The organism is Aquicoccus sp., from assembly GCF_041686535.1.
GTDB lineage: Bacteria > Pseudomonadota > Alphaproteobacteria > Rhodobacterales > Rhodobacteraceae > Aquicoccus.
Genome location: NZ_JAWLDS010000031.1, coordinates 1 through 16,149, shown reverse-complemented (window position 1 = coordinate 16,149; position 16,149 = coordinate 1). Strand labels below are relative to the sequence as shown.

Here is a 16,149-nt window from a genome sequence, read left to right as displayed (position 1 = left end):
CGCGGTTTCAATCGGGTATCAGCATAGGCGATTCGGGGAAAAGAGAAAGGCCCCGGACGGGGTTTTTGCGTCTTGGCGCGCGCGTGTGAAGGAGGGTAAAGTGCAGGCTTCTGTTGCCAGGTGCCTGCGGACCCCGCCTTGCGCGGCTAGGCGAAAGGACTTAGGTTTCGGTCTTGTTACCGCTTACGCGGCAACTGCAACCGGAGCACGATTGTCGTTGGCAATTATGCTTTACGGACCGATAACGGTGGTACCTCACCGGGACAAAGCAAACCCCTTTACACGTTCGTCGATCCTGTTTCGGCCCCATGGTCCCCCAACGAAGGGATTTTGGTGGAGCCGCCGGGTACCGCCCCCGGGTCCGATCCGCTTATTACGAGCGCGTTTATGTCCATAGCTCCCTTAGGAACACCGCCAACATAGGGTCCGTCCGAGCGTTTGGGAAGGGGTTGGCGCTTCAATTTTAGCGTGCGAGTGAGAGTTCAGGCAGGAAATTCTCGACGAATGCGCATTTTCGCGCTTCGCGATGGAGCGTTTCAGGCTTGCCAGGGCGTGCCAATTGACTGAACTTCGGATTGGCGATGTCGAGTCGCCAGGTGTTGAAGTCAGACTGAATGTGATGGGCGGCGCTTCGGGAGGCGCCGGACGGTGAGGGCGATGATCACACCGCAGTTCGTGTTGACCATGGCACGCTATAATGCGTGGCAGAACAAGCAGATGAAAGCCGCGATGGAGGCGTTGGGCGAGCACGCCTGTCGTCAGGATCGCGGCGCGTTCTTCGGCTCGATTTTGGCGACGGCGAACCACCTGCTTTGGGGGGATGCGATGTGGATGGCGCGGTTGGATGGCGGTGCGCGCCCCGAAGTCGGCATTCCCGAGAGTGTCGACATGACCACGCGGCTTTCCGATTGGGCACTGGAGCGGTTCCGCATGGATGCGCGCACCCTGCTTTGGGCCGAAGGCTTGCGCGCGGTTGACCTGTTTGGCGATCTGACCTGGTTTTCCGGAGCACAAGGGCGGGAAGTTTCCAAGCCCATGGCGCTTTGCGTGGCGCACATGTTCAACCACCAGGCCCATCATCGTGGCCAGATTCACGCCATGGTTACTGCGACGGGCGGTGCGGGGTGGACCAGTGATCTGGCGTTCATGCCCGAGGAGGGGCCATGGCTTTGATTTCGTTATCGCGGCGACTGCGCCGGACGCCGTTCTCAGACGGGGTCGAGGCGGCCGGCGTGAAGGGATACACGGTATACAACCGGATGCTGTTGCCGACGGTTTTTCGCAGTCTCGAGGAGGATTACCGCCATCTCAAGGAAGCGGTGCAGGTCTGGGACGTAGCCTGCGAGCGCCAGATCGAGATTCGGGGGCCTGACGCGGCGCGGCTTGTGCAGATGCTGACCCCGCGCGATCTGCGCGCAATGCTGCCGGGGCAATGCTATTACGTGCCGATTGTCGATGAGACTGGTGGAATGCTCAACGATCCGGTGGCGGTCAAGCTTGCCGAGGATCGTTGGTGGATATCGATTGCCGACAGCGATCTGCTGTTCTGGGTCAAGGGGCTGGCCTACGGATTCCGGCTCGATGTGCTGATTCAGGAGCCGGATGTGAGCCCGCTTGCCGTGCAGGGACCGCTTGCCGAGGACCTGGTGGCGGCGGTGTTCGGGGATGCGGTGCGCAATGTCCGTTTCTTCCGCTTTGGCCTTTTCGCGTTCCGCGGGCGGCAACTGGTCGTGGCGCGGTCGGGCTATTCCAAGCAGGGCGGTTTCGAGATTTACGTCGAGGGAAGTGATATCGGGATGTCGCTGTGGCATGCGCTTATGGAGGCGGGGCGGTCGATGGATGTGTATGCGGGCTGTCCCAACCTGATCGAGCGGATCGAAGGGGGACTGCTCAGCTATGGCAATGACATGACCGACGAGAACACGCCACATGAATGCGGATTGGGGCGGTTTTGCAATACTCAGACAGCCATCGGCTGTGTCGGACGCGATGCACTGTTGCGGGTGGCGCGGGAAGGGCCGGTACGCCAGATCCGGGCAATCGAGATTTATGGCGACCGGGTGCCGGGTTGTGATCGGTTGTGGCCGGTCATGGCGGGTGACACACAGGTGGGCCATGTCAGCAGCGCGGCATGGTCGCCGGATTTCGAGACCAACGTGGCCATCGGGCTGGTGCGCATGACCCATTGGGACGAGGGCACGGATGTCGATGTGATCACGCCTGATGGGGTGCGCGCAGCCTGCGTGCGAGATATGTTCTGGGCATAAGGTGGACGACCGGGTGTCAGAGACGGCCTGTTCGTCACCGTGGATTCGAGTATCCTGAGACAGACGAAAAACGGGGATTCTCCCAACGAAAGGAAGGCTGAGATGTTCAACGCGCTTTTGGTGGAAAAGGACGAAGACAGCGGCAAGACCAGCGCCGCGGTGAAACAGATCGCGGTGGACGACCTGCCCGAGGCCGAGGTTCTGGTCGCGGTCGAGTATTCGACGGTGAACTACAAGGACGGGCTGTGCGTCGGCCCGGGGGGCGGGTTGGTGCGGCACTACCCGCACGTGCCGGGGATCGACTTTGCCGGCACGGTCGAGGCGTCCACGGATGCGCGCTACAAGCCGGGTGACAAGGTGGTCCTGACCGGCTGGCGCGTGGGTGAGGCGCATTGGGGCGGTTATGCCCAAAAGGCGCGGGTCAAGGCCGATTGGCTGGTGCCGCTTCCGAAGGGGCTGGACACCCGCGCGGCGATGGCGGTGGGGACTGCGGGTCTGACTGCGATGCTATCGGTGATGGCGCTGGAAGATCACGGGCTGGAGCCGGGCCACGGGCCGGTTCTCGTGACCGGGGCCGCGGGGGGCGTGGGCTCGGTTGCGACCGCGATTCTTGCCCATCTGGGGCATGAGGTGGCCGCGGTGACCGGGCGGCCCGAGACTGGCGATTACCTGAAAGACCTTGGCGCGAGCCGGATCGTGCCGCGCGAGGAGTTGACCGAGGTCACGAAAAAGCCGCTGGAGGGCGAGCAATGGGCCGGCTGTGTTGATGCGGTGGCGGGCGCCATGCTGGGCCGGGTGCTCAAGCAGATGAAATACGGCACGAGCGTCGCGGCCGTGGGCCTGGCCGGGGGCGCCGTGATCGAGGGGGCGATGATTACGCCCTTCATCCTGCGAGGGGTGAACCTCCTTGGCATCGATTCGGTGATGCAGCCCTATGAAAACCGGCTGCGGGCCTGGGAGCGCGTCGCGCGCGACCTGCCGATGGAGAAACTGGAGGCGATGATTGAGCCCGCGGCCTTGTCGGATTTGCCGGAACTTGGGCGTGCCATCCTGAAAGGGCAGGTCAAGGGCCGGGTCGTGGTGGATGTGAACGCTTGATCCGGTCGGATTGCGGGTCGAAAACAGCCGGGGCGGGACAACTGTCCTTCCCCGCAATACTTTCAGGGGGCCAGTGGCCATGACATATGACAACGACAACATCTTCGCCAAGATCCTGCGCGGGGAGATTCCGAGCGTGAAGCTCTACGAGGACGCCGAAACCTATGTTTTCATGGATATCATGCCGCGTGCCGACGGGCATTGCCTTGTGATTCCCAAGACGCCGGCGCGCAACATGCTCGATGCCAGCGACGACCAGCTGACCGCCTGCCTTCGCACGGTGCGACGGATGGGGCATGCGGTGATGCGCGCCTTTGATGCGGGCGGTGTGACGGTGCAGCAATTCAACGAAGCGCCGGGCGGGCAGGAGGTGTTTCACCTGCATTACCACGTATTACCCCGCCATGAGGGTGTGAGCCTGCGTCCGCCGGGACAGATGGCAGAGATGGATGATCTCGAGGCAAAGGCTGCGAAGATTCGCGCCGCGCTGGCGGAAATGGGCTGAGACCGGCATAGCGCGGCGCGCGCGCCGATGGTTGCGGATGGCGAAGAATGTGATCGTTGGTATCACCTGCATGGTATGCTTTTGCGTGCCTGCCTCTCGCGTCGTGGGGCCGGTTCGGGCAGGGAAAATGCCGTATTCGTTTGCCAATGCGCCGCAGTTGTTTGATTGATGGGCGGGTTTCGGTCTAGGGTGACGTTCCAAGGGGCATCCCGCGGACCCATCGCGGACCCCCGAAACCGAATGTGCGCGAAAGACGGGGTCACCCATTGCTGCTACAGAGGCCGCCAAGAGCCTTCTTTCGCGCCGAAATGGAGGGAGAGACGTGTTTTCGAGAATCATGGTGCCGGTCGATCTGGCACATCTATCAGACCTCGAACGGGCGCTTACATGCGCGGCGGATCTGGCCAAGCATTACGGGGCCAAGGTGACCTATGTCGGGGTGACCGCGGCCACGCCCGGGGCCATGGGACACAACCCCAAGGAATACGAGGCCAAGCTGTCCGAGTTCGCGCAGGAACAGGCAAAGAGCCACGGTATCGAGACGCATGAGTACACCGTGGTCAGCCATGACCCGACCACCGACCTCGACGATGCGCTGTTGCGTTCAGTCAAGGAGACCGGTGCCGATCTGGTGGTCATGCAGAGCCATATGCCCAACGTGATGGATTATATCTGGCCATCGAATGGCGGCAAGCTTGCCGAGCATGCCAAATGTTCCGTCATGGTCGTGCGCGGCTGAACCAGGATCGAGGGAAAACAAGACAAGGGAGGCCGTTAAATGGCCGAGGAAACGACAGACCAGGGTATCCCGGAGCCGGAAGGCCATTCGGATATCATCGAGACCGACTACCAGGTCGGTCAGGACAACATACAACCCAGGATCGGGCCCTTCGGACTCGACATTCACAACCCCGTTTTCGTGATCTCGGGGTTGGTGGTCGTGCTGTTCACGGCCTACGCGCTCATCGCGCCGCAGCAGGCGGCGGATTTCTTTGGCTGGCTTCGTCCGGCGCTAACCAGCACGTTCGACTGGTTCTTTGTCTGGGCGGCCAACATCTTTGTGGTGTTCTGCCTGTTGTTGATCATCTCGCCCTATGGATCGGTGCGCCTTGGCGGAACGGATGCGACGCCGGATTACAGCTATATCGGCTGGTTCGCGATGCTGTTCGCGGCAGGCATGGGCATCGGCCTGATGTTCTTTGGCGTTCTGGAGCCGGCCTATTACTTCGGTACGCCGTGGGGTGACGAGCCTCTGGGCGTGGTGCGGCCGTTCGATGAGGATGGTGCGCTGATCGCGGGCAATGTCGAGGAAGCCCGGCGGATGGCGTTGGCCGCCACGTCCTATCACTGGGCGCTACATCCTTGGGCGATCTATGCCGTTGTCGCGTTGGCGCTGGCTCTCTTCACCTATAACAAGGGCTTGCCGTTGACCATCCGCTCGGCCTTTTATCCGATCTTCGGCGAGCGGGTCTGGGGCTGGACCGGACATGTCATCGACACGCTGGCGGTATTTGCCACGCTGTTCGGTCTGGCCACGTCGCTGGGCCTTGGGGCGCGACAGGCCAATGCCGGCCTTGAATATGTCTATGGCATTCCGCTTGGTGTGACGACGCAGGTGATCCTGATCTGCGGCATCACGGCGGTGGCGCTGGTTTCGGTGCTTCGCGGCCTTGATGGCGGTGTGAAGGTTCTATCCGAGATCAACATGTCGATTGCGTTCGTGCTGCTGTTCTTCGTGCTGTTCACGGCCGGGGCGGTCGGCATCTTGACCGAGTTCGTCAAGGGGCTGGGTGCCTATGCGCAGGAGCTTCTTCCGCTGTCCAACCCGCATGGCCGTGAAGACACCGGCTATTTGCATGGCTGGACTGCCTTTTACTGGGCTTGGTGGATCAGCTGGTCGCCCTTCGTGGGCATGTTCATCGCTCGCGTCAGCCGGGGCCGGACCGTGCGCGAATTCCTGACTTGCGTGCTGATCATCCCGAGCATCGTGTGCATCTTCTGGATGGCTGTCTTCGGCGGGGCCGCGATCAACGACATGATTGACAACCCCGAAACCTCGGGGGTTATCGCGAACGTGATCACCGAATACAACGACTCGGTCGCTCTCTTTGCGATGCTTGAGAGCCTGCCGCTTACGGCGATCACTTCGACGATCGGTATCGTTCTCGTGATCGTATTCTTCGTCACTTCGTCGGACTCCGGCAGCCTTGTGATCGATACGATCACCGCGGGCGGCAAGATCGACGCGCCGGTCAGCCAGCGCGTGTTCTGGTGCACCTTCGAAGGGCTGGTTGCGATCGCCCTGTTGATCGGCGGGGGGCTTACCTCGCTACAAGCGATGGTGATCTCTACCGGATTGCCGTTCACGATCATCCTGCTGGCGATTTGTGTGGCGATCATCATGGGGCTGCGCGCCGAGAAGCGCTGAGCCTGTCAGAAAGAACGAGCAAAGGCCCCGCGCATGTCGCGGGGCCTTTTGTTTTTCTATGAGCATTTTGGGCAAGATGAAGGGCCGGGGTCTTGTGTCTGGCTGGGCTTTCAACTTGAGTAGGCCCAAATGTTCGAGGGGTGTGACAGATGGATCTGGATGTCGATTTCGTGCGGGCACAATTTCCCGCCTTTGAGGTGCCGTCGCTGGCGGGGCAGGGGTTTTTCGAGAATGCGGGCGGGTCATACACCTCGCGGTTCGTCATCGACCGGCTGACGCGGTTCTATCGCGAACGCAAGGTGCAGCCTTATGGCCCCTATGAGGCCAGCCGCCTGGGCGGTGAGGAGATGGACGAGGCGCGCGCGCGGCTGGCGGCGATGCTGGGGATCGAGAGCGACGAGCTTTCGTTCGGTCCATCGACCACGCAGAACACCTATGTCCTGGCGCAGGCGGTCCGGCAATGGATGAAACCGGGTGAGGCAATCGTGGTGACCGACCAGGATCACGAGGCCAATACCGGCCCGTGGCGGCGGCTGGCCGAAGCGGGCATCGAGGTGCGCGAATGGAAGATTGACCCGGAGAGCGGGCATCTCGATCCCTCGGCGCTCGAAAACCTCCTCGATGAGAACGTCCGGCTGGTGTGTTTTCCACATTGTTCAAACGTGGTGGGCGAGGTAAACTCGGTGACCGAGATCACCGCCATGGCCCATGCGGCGGGGGCGTTTGTCTGTGTCGACGGGGTGTCATATGCGCCGCACGGGTTTCCCGATGTTGGGGAACTGGGACCGGATATCTACCTGTTCTCGGCTTACAAGACCTATGGACCGCATCAGGGGATCATGGTGATCCGGCGCGCGCTTGGAGAGCAACTGCCCAACCAGGCACATTATTTCAACGCCGATACACTTTATAAGCGGTTCACGCCTGCGGGGCCTGATCACGCGCAGGTGGCGGCCTGTGCCGGGATGGCCGATTACATCGACGTCCTGGCCGAGCATCACGGGATTGGCGGTGGTCCGGCGGAACGGGCCACCGGTATACATGACATGATGCGGGCGCATGAGGTGCGGCTGTTGCAACCGCTTCTCGATGCGCTGCGCGCGCGCAACGATCTGCGCCTGTTGGGGCCGGATCGGGCCGAGGGTCGTGCGCCCACGGTGGCGGTGGCGCTGCGTGAGCCGGGGATCGAGGTGGCGCGTCGGCTGGCCGGGCACGGCATCATGGCGGGTGGCGGCGATTTCTACGCGCTGCGCGCGCTTGAAGCGATGGGGGTGGCGCCGGAGCGCGGCGTGTTGCGCCTAAGCTTCGTGCATTACACCAGCGCCGAGGAGGTTGACCGCCTGATCGAGGCGCTGGAACGCGAATTGTGATCCGGGTCCGTCGGGCCGGCGTAACGGCGTGAAAGCGGGGTTAATGTCATGGAGAGCAACACGCCGTGCATCTGGTGGGTGCGACGGGATTTGCGGCTGGGCGACAATGCGGCGCTGAGCGCGGCGGCCGAAAGTGGACCGGTGATCGCGCTGTTCATCCGGGATGTGCAGATGGACGGGCTCGGGGCCGCGCCGAAATGGCGGTTGGGCGAGGGTTTGCGGGAATTGCAGCGTGCACTCGAGGCACGGGGCAGCCGGTTGATCCTGCGCCGGGGCGCGGCGCTCGACGTGCTGCGCGAGGTGATCGCCGAGACGGGCGCGCATGCCGTGCATTGGAACCGGCTTTACGATCCAGTGTCGCGGGAGCGTGACGGCGACATCAAGAGTGCCCTCCGATCGGATGGAATCACGGCGCAGAGCCACGGCGGGCATCTCTTGCACGAGCCGTGGACGGTCGAAACCGGGAGCGGCGGCTTCTACAAGGTCTATACCCCTTTCTGGAAGGCGGTGCGTGGGCGCGATCCGGGTACGCCCTTGCCGGTGCCGCGTCTCGCGCCGCCGCGAGGCTGGCCGCGGGGCGAAATTCTCGATGATTGGGCGCTGGGCGCGGCGATGCGGCGCGGCGCCGAGGTGGTCGCGCGCCACTGCAAACCCGGCGAGGCGGCGGCAGCGGCCCGGCTGAGCGAGTTCATCGAGGCGCGGTTGGTGAGCTACGGCGACGGGCGGGACATGGTGGCGCAAAACGCGACGTCGGGCCTGTCGGAATACCTCGCGCTGGGCGAGGTTTCGCCCCGGCAGGTATGGGCCGCAGGGATGGCGGCGCGCGAGAAGGCCAATCGGGGGGCGGAAGCCTTCCTGCGCCAGATCGTGTGGCGCGATTTCGCCCATCACCTGATGTTCCACACGCCGCATATCCTTATCGCCAACTGGCGCGAGGGTTGGGACGGGTTCCCATGGGTCGAGGATGCAGAGCATCCGCATTTTCAAGCCTGGAAGCAGGGGCGAACAGGGGTCGATTTCGTCGATGCGGCGATGCGCGAGATGTATGTGACGGGACACATGCACAACCGCGCGCGGATGATCGTGGCCTCGTACCTGACCAAGCATCTGCTGGTGCATTGGAAGCAGGGGCAGGCATGGTTCGAGGAGTGTCTAACCGACTGGGACCCGGCCAACAACGCGATGGGTTGGCAATGGGTGGCGGGCTCGGGGCCTGATGCGGCGCCCTATTTCCGCATTTTCAACCCCGAGATGCAGGCCGAGAAATTCGACCCCGAAGGACAATACCGGCGCAGGTGGCTCGCCGAGGGGCAGGCGCAGCCAACCGAAACGGCGCTGAGCTTCTTTGAGGCGATACCCGAAAGCTGGAATCTCGCGCCCGGCGACATGCGTCCCACACCCTTGATCGAATTGAAAGCAGGGCGCGAACGGGCGCTGGCGGCTTATGATAGAAGCCGGTGAGCCCAGAGGTTCGCGTCGCAGGCCAGAGTGTGACTGTTTGGTTTATGAGATCCAGAATCTGTACCTCGCCCCTTGCGCCCTGTCCGGTCATGGCGGAAGCTGATGCCGATTAGGGTCATCATGGACACCGGGAGCCGATGCCGACCACCGCCCGACTGATTGCCGCGTTCTGCCTGATGGTGATTGCATGGATCGTTTCCGAACAGGTGATCGCCGTGATGCCCCCGGAGACGCAGTTCGGGTATTTTCGGCTGGTCAATCTTGGAATAGCCGCGCTTTGCGGCTGGGTCGTGATCGGCGGCCGTTTGGGAACCGATTATGTCACATCGCTAAGCATCGGTCTGACAGGCGTTGCAGCAATGGTCTTCTGGGCGCTTTTTGTTCAGGCTTTCAACGAAATGCTCCGCCTTGCCCTCTCCCGGCGATATGGTGGACCTGTAGAAGCGGTGGTGGATGTCTTCCAGCTCGGGATCGACTACGGGGCGAACCTCCTGCATGTACATATCCTGGCGACATTATTCGTGGGTGGCTTCCTAGCTGGGCTTGTGAGCGAGTTCGTGCATCGCCGCTGGACTTGAACTGCAGGGGCGCAAGGCTACGATGACCAGCATCTTTCTCTACGGCACGTTGCGGCATGCGCCGCTTCTGGAACTCGTGTCAGGGCAGTACCTTGAGTTTCTTGATCCCGTCACGGCGCGGCTTTCCGGTTACAGGGTCGCAGAGGTCGAGGGGCAGGGATTCCCACTGATAGAGGAGCACCATGGCGCCTCTTGCGAAGGTGTATTGTTGCGCGATGTGCGAGACGCTGTGGCCGCACGGCTCAACTTTTATGAACTGGGGTTCGGGTATGATCTGCGTGATGTCACGGTCGAAACCGATAGCGGGCCGGTTGTGGCAATGGCCTATTTCCCGCGGCCAGGTTTGTGGCGGGCAGGTGCGGACTGGAGGCTGGACAAATGGTCTGGCGAATGCTGGCCGGTGGCAAAGCACGCAGCAAGAGAGATGATGGAGTATTTCGGGAAGTGTTCGCCGGGGGAGGTTGCAGATCGTCATGATATGATTTTAGTGCGTGCAGGCGCGCGCGCGCGGGCTGAGGCACATCCGGCACCAGCGACCCTTCGCTGCGGGATCGGACGTGAATGCGTGGAGAAAGCGGCCGCCGAGATAAGCCACGCCGGTTTCTTCCTGATGCGCGTCTACCGTTTGCGACACCCCCTCTTTTCCGGCGGGATGAGCGAATGGATCAGCCGGGAGGTCTTCATATCCGGGGATGCGGCGCTTGTTCTGCCCTACGATCCGGTTCGCGACCGGGTGATGCTGATCGAGCAGTTTCGCATGGGACCTTATGCAAGGGGGGATGGCTTGCCATGGCTCCTCGAGCCGATTGCGGGGCGGATCGAGGCGGGAGAAGGCGCCGAACTCACGGCGCGACGCGAAGCGGTTGAGGAGGCCGGGCTACGCATGGGCAATCTGGAAAGGATCGGAGCGTTCTATGCCTCGCCGGGGAATTCGAGCGAGTACTTCAACTGCTTTGTGGGCTTGACAGATTTGCCCGATGACGCCGCTGGGCATGGTGGCGCCGAAGAAGAACAGGAAGATATACGTAGCCATCTTCTGCCGTTCGACGAGGCCATCACACTGATGGAAAGCGGCGAGGCGAATGTGGCACCCCTTGTGCTTATGCTGCTTTGGTTGCAACGAGAGAGGCCCCGGTTGAGGGTCGCCGCAACGGACCAACCGATTGCTTGAGTTGCCAAGCGTGAGGGCCTACACCTGATTGAGCAAGCCATGTCAAGGAGCGCCCCCATGTCCATTCCGCTGATTGCTCAGGATCTCTCACAGGCTGTCGGGAACACGCCGATGATCCGCCTCAGGCAGGTAAGCGAGGCAACCGGCTGCACCATCCTGGGCAAATGCGAATTTCTAAATCCCGGGCAATCGGTCAAGGATCGTGCAGCGCTCTACATCATCCGCGATGCGGTGGCGCGGGGTGAATTGAAGCCGGGTGGCACCATCGTCGAAGGGACGGCGGGCAACACCGGTATCGGGTTGGCGCTGGTAGGTGCGTCGATGGGGTTCAAGACAGTGATCGTGATTCCCGAGACGCAAAGCCGGGAGAAGAAGGACATGCTGCGGTTGGCGGGGGCCGAGCTTGTAGAGGTGCCGGCTGCGCCTTATCGCAACCCCAACAATTTCGTGCATTATTCGCGCCGTCTGGCCGAACGCCTTGCGCAGAGCGAACCCAAGGGCGCGATCTGGGCCAACCAGTTCGATAACGTGGCCAACCGTCAGGCGCATGTTGAAGGCACCGGCCCCGAGATCTGGGCGCAGACCGAGGGCGGGGTCGACGGGTTCGTCTGCTCCGTGGGGTCGGGCGGGACGCTCGCCGGTGTAGCCGAAGCGCTTCAGCCCAGGGGTGTCAAGATCGCCATCGCCGATCCGATGGGTGCGGGGCTTTACAGCTATTACACCACCGGGGAGATCGCGATGGAGGGCAGCTCGATCGCCGAGGGTATCGGGCAGGTGCGGATCACGCGCAATCTTGAGGGGTTCACGCCCGATATGGCCTATCAGGTGCCGGATGAGGAGGCGTTGCCTTACGTCTTTGACCTCCTGGAACACGAGGGGCTGTGCCTGGGCGGGTCGAGCGGAATCAACGTGGCCGGAGCGGTGCACATGGCGCGCGAGATGGGGCCGGGCCATACCATCGTGACCATCCTGTGCGATTACGGCACACGTTATCAGTCCAAGTTGTACAACCCGGATTTCCTGCGGGAAAAGGGTCTGCCTGTGCCGGGATGGTTCGCCACCGCACCCAAAGAGGTTCCGGTGGTGTTTGTCGAGGAATGAACAAGGTGCGTGCATTCCTGCTCTCGCTGACGTTGATGTTGTGCCTTGTGGCATTGCCCGGCGTTGCCCAGCAGACCGATGAACAGTCGATCGACTACGACGCATGGCAGCGCATCGCAGAGCGCGCCGAAACGGCGGTCGAAGCAGGACGGGCCTCGGATGCGGCACTGGGAAGTCTGCGCATGGAACTCGCCGAATGGCGGGCGCGCTTTCTGGACGCGCAGTCAACCAACATGGCGCGTATCCGCACGACCCGTGAACAGCTTGCCGCGCTGGGGTCACCCCCTGAAGACGGCGAAGAACCAACCGAGATTGCCCAATCGAGGAGCGAACTGAACGCGCGGCTGGCCGAGCTTCAAGCCCCGGTGAAAACCGCCGAGATCGCCCATGCGCGGGCTGATGGATTGATCCGGGGGATCGACGCGATCATTCGTGATCGTCAGTCGCAACAGTTGCTGGAGCGCGGGCCCTTGCCGGTCAACCCGTTGCACTGGGCACCCGCACTGAGCGAGCTCAACACTGCCTTTGCCAACCTGCGCAAGGAGTGGCGCAGCGCATGGGAAAATCCGATTCAGCGCGAAATGACGAAAAGCCGGTTGCCGATGTCGATTCTTTTGCTGATCGCCGGCACGGTCTTGCTCGTACAGGGCTGGAAATGGGTGAGTCGACTGACAGTCCGCATTCAGAACCACAGCGATAGCCGGAGCCGCTGGCTTTTGGGATTCGTTGCCTCCCTTGGGCAACCGCTCGTCATGCTGTTGGGCTTTACCGCCTTGATCGAGGCTGCGTATTCAACGGGTCTGCCCGGCTTGCGAGGCGAACAGCTTTTGTCGGCGCTGCGACCGGCCGGATATCTGTTCATCGTTTCGATGTGGATTGCCTTGCGTGTCTTCCCGCGAGGCGACCTTGACGACCCTCCCTTGAAGCTTTCAGCGGAACGGCGCCGTGAAGGTCGGTTTGAGGGGGGGCTTATCGGCCTCGTCCTGGGACTTTCGATGCTGGTCAGGCCTATTTCGACCTATGAGGGCTGGACGCCGGCGACCAACGCGGTCGTGACCTTTCCTCTGATCGTTCTGAGCGGTTTGCTGATGTGGCGCCTCGCCCGGCTGTTGCGACAGAATCACGCCAGGATCGCCGAGGACGACGCGGCAACGCCGGGATATATCGACCAGTTGCTGCTGCTGCTGGCTCGGGCCTTGCAGGCAGTGGCCATTGCCGGCGTCCTTCTGGCACTTGGCGGTTATTTCGAGGCTGCCCGCACGCTGACCTTCTCGATGCTGTCATCGGTGCTCCTGCTGGCATTCGTGATGATCCTGCAACGCCTTGTTGCCGAGCTTTGGGTTCTGTTCTCGGGCGTTGGTGAAGAGGGGCGAGACGGGTTGGTCCCGGTGCTGGCCGGGTTTGTGCTGAGCCTGGCGGCGGCTCCGTTCCTTGCGATGATCTGGGGCGCGCGCTCGACCGAGCTGATCGAGCTCTGGACGCAAGTCAATAGCGGATTCATGTTGGGCGAGACGCGTATCAGCCCGGTGGATTTCCTGACATTTGCCATCGTGTTCGCTGCAGGGTACACGATCACCCGGCTGTTGCAGGGCACGCTGCGAAACACGGTTCTGCCCAAGACGCGGATGGATGTGGGCGGGCAGAATGCCCTGGTGTCGGGGCTTGGCTATGTCGGCATTTTTCTGGCTGCGATCATCGCCATCACCTCGGCGGGCATCGACCTCAGTTCTCTGGCCATCGTGGCCGGCGCGCTGTCTGTCGGGATCGGTTTCGGGCTTCAGAACATCGTGTCCAATTTCGTCTCGGGCATCATCCTGCTGATCGAACGGCCGATTTCCGAAGGTGACTGGATCGAGGTTGGCGGCCAAATGGGATATGTGCGCGACATTTCCGTGCGTTCGACCCGGATCGAGACCTTCGACCGCACCGACGTGATCGTGCCCAATGCCGATCTGGTGTCGGGCACTGTGACGAACTATACCCGCGGCAATACCGTCGGGCGGGTGATCGTTCCGATCGGTGTGGCCTATGGCACTGATACCGGCAAGGTCGAAGCGATGCTGCGCGAGATCGCCGAAGCCCATCCCATGGTTCTGTTGAATCCGCCCCCGGCGGTTGTGTTCCAGGGGTTCGGCGCGAGCAGCCTCGATTTCGAGATCCGCGCCATCCTGAGAGATGTGAACTGGGTTCTGACCGTCAAGTCGGACATGAACCACGAGATTGCGAAACGGTTTGCCGATGAGGGGATCGAGATTCCCTTTGCGCAGCGCGATGTATGGCTGCGCAACCCGGAGGTTCTGGGCGGCGGGCCGGAACGACCGGCCGAGACTTCGCACGACCCTGCGCCAGATGATCGGAAACCCGGTCGACGCGCGGATCGTCCCGATCTTTCGAACCTTCATGAAAGCGACATGGACGACGGGGACCCGGGTGTTGGCGGAGACGGAGACGGACGATGACCGACCACCTGTTTCAAGATGATGCCTATCTGCGCGACGCAACTGCGACCGTGACCGGACACACCCAAGAAGGCGGAATCATCCTCGACAGGTCGATCTTCTACCCGACCGGTGGTGGACAGCCCGGCGACAGCGGCTCGATCCATTGGGACGACGGCGCGACTCGTATTGCAACTGCGATGAAGGCAGGGCAGGGGGAGATTGCGCTCGTCCCCGCCGAACCGTACGCTCTGCCGGCGGTCGGAACAGAGGTGCAACAAGTTATCGACTGGGAGCGGCGTCATCGCCACATGCGGGTGCACACGGCACTACACCTCCTTTCGGTCGTATTGCCGCTGCCGGTGACGGGCGGGCAGATCGGGGCCGACAGGGGGCGGCTGGATTTCCTCATGCCCGAACCGCCCGAGGATCGCGTGGCGCTTGAAGAGGCACTCAACGACCTGATCCAGAGCGATGCACCAGTCACCGATAGATGGATTGACGCGGCGGCGCTGGATGCCCAGCCAGAACTGGTCAAGACGATGTCGGTGCGTCCCCCCCGCGGGGTTGGGCGGATTCGTCTCGTGCGTATCGGGGAAGCCAACCGCCAGATTGATTTGCAACCCTGCGGCGGCACGCACGTTGCTCGCACGGCAGAAATCGGCCGTATACGCATCTCCCGATTCGAGAACAAGGGCAAACAAAACCGTCGGGTACATGTCCATCTCGATTGATCCGCGCGCAAAGCGAGCCATCTGGCGGTTTAGCCCCTTGCAGCCCCCCTGCAATATTGGATAGACCCGTCGTCGGAGCGGTGGCCGAGTGGTCGAAGGCGCACGCCTGGAAAGTGTGTAGGCGGGAAACCGTCTCGAGGGTTCGAATCCCTTCCGCTCCGCCACCATCACCATTGCGAACCCGTCCAGACCGCCCATGGGGCGGCGAATTTCCCCTGTTTTCAAAGGGGTTTGCCGCATGGGTGCGAACCGCTGAGACGCGGGGACACAGCGATTTCCGTCTCTGAATGCCCTCTGGTCTCTGGTCGGGCGAACCGCGCCGATTTCGGTTCGGTCGAAAAATTCCCCGCCTTTTCAATGACCTGAATCGCAACCCCGCCAAAACTGCGCGCCCCGTTTCCATCGCTATCGACCGAAACAGAGACCGAACATGCAGGAGGCGCACTCGGAAGATGTTCTGGTGGTCTCCGAGTAGCTGAGATGGTTGATCACAACCAAGAGAAGTTCGCCTCGGGGCTACTCAGTCGATGCGGAAAGCTCGTCTAGTTTCCGCCTGATGTCCCGAATAGGCACTTCCCGGTAGCACCGCCCAACACACACCTCCGCAACAGTGCCCAGGACACTTGAGCAGAGGTCAGTAATCAGGCCCACTTCCCCTCGCGCAGTCTCGACCCAGTCGCCGATCACCGGTTCTGATCGCGTCACCGCCGCGGTGATTGGCGGTCGATTGGGTAGCTCTTCGGGGGTTTGAATCGGCGCGGCCCGAGGGGCTTGATCGCGCACGTGTTTCCTTTCCATCTTGGTTCTCCCTCACAGGGCCATGCGGTAGCCATGCCACGCGCGCGACGGCACAGTGGTCGATGGCATAAGCCATGGGTTGGCTGGTTTTGGTTGAGGCCAAGCGCACGCGACTCAGTCGCCAGCGTTCGGGTAATACTCGATTGGGACCCGGATCGTGGGCCGAATGAGTGTCCTCGTAGAACGCTGCTGATTTTGCG

At 62.1% G+C, this 16,149-nt stretch carries 13 protein-coding genes, 1 tRNA gene and 1 other RNA gene; 14 read left to right on the top strand and 1 reads right to left on the bottom strand.

Annotated elements, in window-relative coordinates:
* Positions 1-99: 99 nt before the first annotated feature.
* Positions 100-449, bottom strand: a transfer-messenger RNA (tmRNA) gene (gene ssrA, locus ACESL9_RS08775).
* A 208-nt stretch (positions 450-657) separates the two neighbouring features.
* On the opposite strand from ssrA, the gene ACESL9_RS08770 reads away from it, so the two are divergent.
* The 14 genes from ACESL9_RS08770 (at position 658) to ACESL9_RS08705 (ending at position 15,315) form a co-directional block, all read left to right on the top strand.
* On the top strand, positions 658-1,173 hold the full coding sequence (locus ACESL9_RS08770) for a DinB family protein (protein WP_372614919.1): 516 nt from the start codon (positions 658-660) through the stop codon (positions 1,171-1,173).
* The gene (locus ACESL9_RS08765) at positions 1,164-2,267 is read left to right on the top strand and encodes a dimethylsulfoniopropionate demethylase (protein WP_372614920.1); all 1,104 of its coding nucleotides are present in this window, start codon (positions 1,164-1,166) and stop codon (positions 2,265-2,267) included. Before ACESL9_RS08770 ends, ACESL9_RS08765 begins: the two co-directional genes overlap by 10 nt.
* A gap of 102 nt (positions 2,268-2,369) precedes the next feature.
* Entirely contained in the window at positions 2,370-3,365 is a 996-nt protein-coding gene (gene acuI / locus ACESL9_RS08760) for an acryloyl-CoA reductase (RefSeq protein WP_372614921.1), read from the top strand.
* Between the two features lie 79 nt (positions 3,366-3,444).
* On the top strand, positions 3,445-3,870 hold the full coding sequence (locus ACESL9_RS08755; protein ID WP_372614922.1) for an HIT family protein: 426 nt from the start codon (positions 3,445-3,447) through the stop codon (positions 3,868-3,870).
* A gap of 322 nt (positions 3,871-4,192) precedes the next feature.
* The gene (locus tag ACESL9_RS08750) at positions 4,193-4,609 is read left to right on the top strand and encodes a universal stress protein (protein ID WP_372614923.1); all 417 of its coding nucleotides are present in this window, start codon (positions 4,193-4,195) and stop codon (positions 4,607-4,609) included.
* A gap of 39 nt (positions 4,610-4,648) precedes the next feature.
* Positions 4,649-6,298 (top strand): BCCT family transporter, encoded by a 1,650-nt coding sequence (locus ACESL9_RS08745; RefSeq protein WP_372674727.1) that lies wholly within the window; start codon positions 4,649-4,651, stop codon positions 6,296-6,298.
* A gap of 149 nt (positions 6,299-6,447) precedes the next feature.
* Positions 6,448-7,668, top strand: coding sequence for an aminotransferase class V-fold PLP-dependent enzyme (locus ACESL9_RS08740; protein ID WP_372614925.1), 1,221 nt, complete (start codon positions 6,448-6,450; stop codon positions 7,666-7,668).
* A gap of 48 nt (positions 7,669-7,716) precedes the next feature.
* Positions 7,717-9,129 (top strand): cryptochrome/photolyase family protein, encoded by a 1,413-nt coding sequence (locus ACESL9_RS08735; RefSeq protein WP_372614926.1) that lies wholly within the window; start codon positions 7,717-7,719, stop codon positions 9,127-9,129.
* 137 nt (positions 9,130-9,266) lie between these two features.
* Positions 9,267-9,707 (top strand): TrgA family protein, encoded by a 441-nt coding sequence (locus tag ACESL9_RS08730; RefSeq protein WP_372614927.1) that lies wholly within the window; start codon positions 9,267-9,269, stop codon positions 9,705-9,707.
* A gap of 22 nt (positions 9,708-9,729) precedes the next feature.
* Positions 9,730-10,878, top strand: a complete 1,149-nt coding sequence (locus ACESL9_RS08725) for a gamma-glutamylcyclotransferase (RefSeq protein ID WP_372674726.1) — start codon at positions 9,730-9,732, stop codon at positions 10,876-10,878.
* Between the two features lie 57 nt (positions 10,879-10,935).
* Entirely contained in the window at positions 10,936-11,979 is a 1,044-nt protein-coding gene (locus ACESL9_RS08720; protein ID WP_372614929.1) for a cysteine synthase A, read from the top strand.
* Positions 11,976-14,438: a DUF3772 domain-containing protein gene (locus ACESL9_RS08715; protein ID WP_372614930.1), complete on the top strand. Its 2,463-nt coding sequence runs from the start codon at positions 11,976-11,978 to the stop codon at positions 14,436-14,438. The genes ACESL9_RS08720 and ACESL9_RS08715 overlap by 4 nt, the downstream gene beginning before the upstream one ends.
* Positions 14,435-15,151, top strand: coding sequence for an alanyl-tRNA editing protein (locus tag ACESL9_RS08710; RefSeq protein ID WP_372614931.1), 717 nt, complete (start codon positions 14,435-14,437; stop codon positions 15,149-15,151). Before ACESL9_RS08715 ends, ACESL9_RS08710 begins: the two co-directional genes overlap by 4 nt.
* 74 nt (positions 15,152-15,225) lie before the next feature.
* A tRNA-Ser gene (locus ACESL9_RS08705) sits at positions 15,226-15,315 on the top strand.
* Positions 15,316-16,149 lie beyond the last annotated feature (834 nt).

Bases quoted from the DNA above. Each gene is read 5' to 3' on its own strand.
- ACESL9_RS08770 (WP_372614919.1), top strand. From the start codon at position 658: ATGATCACACCGCAGTTCGTGTTGACCATGGCACGCTATAATGCGTGG.
- ACESL9_RS08765 (WP_372614920.1), top strand. From the start codon at position 1,164: ATGGCTTTGATTTCGTTATCGCGGCGACTGCGCCGGACGCCGTTCTCA.
- acuI (WP_372614921.1), top strand. From the start codon at position 2,370: ATGTTCAACGCGCTTTTGGTGGAAAAGGACGAAGACAGCGGCAAGACC.
- ACESL9_RS08755 (WP_372614922.1), top strand. From the start codon at position 3,445: ATGACATATGACAACGACAACATCTTCGCCAAGATCCTGCGCGGGGAG.
- ACESL9_RS08745 (WP_372674727.1), top strand. From the start codon at position 4,649: ATGGCCGAGGAAACGACAGACCAGGGTATCCCGGAGCCGGAAGGCCAT.
- ACESL9_RS08740 (WP_372614925.1), top strand. From the start codon at position 6,448: ATGGATCTGGATGTCGATTTCGTGCGGGCACAATTTCCCGCCTTTGAG.
- ACESL9_RS08735 (WP_372614926.1), top strand. From the start codon at position 7,717: ATGGAGAGCAACACGCCGTGCATCTGGTGGGTGCGACGGGATTTGCGG.
- ACESL9_RS08730 (WP_372614927.1), top strand. From the start codon at position 9,267: ATGCCGACCACCGCCCGACTGATTGCCGCGTTCTGCCTGATGGTGATT.
- ACESL9_RS08725 (WP_372674726.1), top strand. From the start codon at position 9,730: ATGACCAGCATCTTTCTCTACGGCACGTTGCGGCATGCGCCGCTTCTG.
- ACESL9_RS08720 (WP_372614929.1), top strand. From the start codon at position 10,936: ATGTCCATTCCGCTGATTGCTCAGGATCTCTCACAGGCTGTCGGGAAC.
- ACESL9_RS08715 (WP_372614930.1), top strand. From the start codon at position 11,976: ATGAACAAGGTGCGTGCATTCCTGCTCTCGCTGACGTTGATGTTGTGC.
- ACESL9_RS08710 (WP_372614931.1), top strand. From the start codon at position 14,435: ATGACCGACCACCTGTTTCAAGATGATGCCTATCTGCGCGACGCAACT.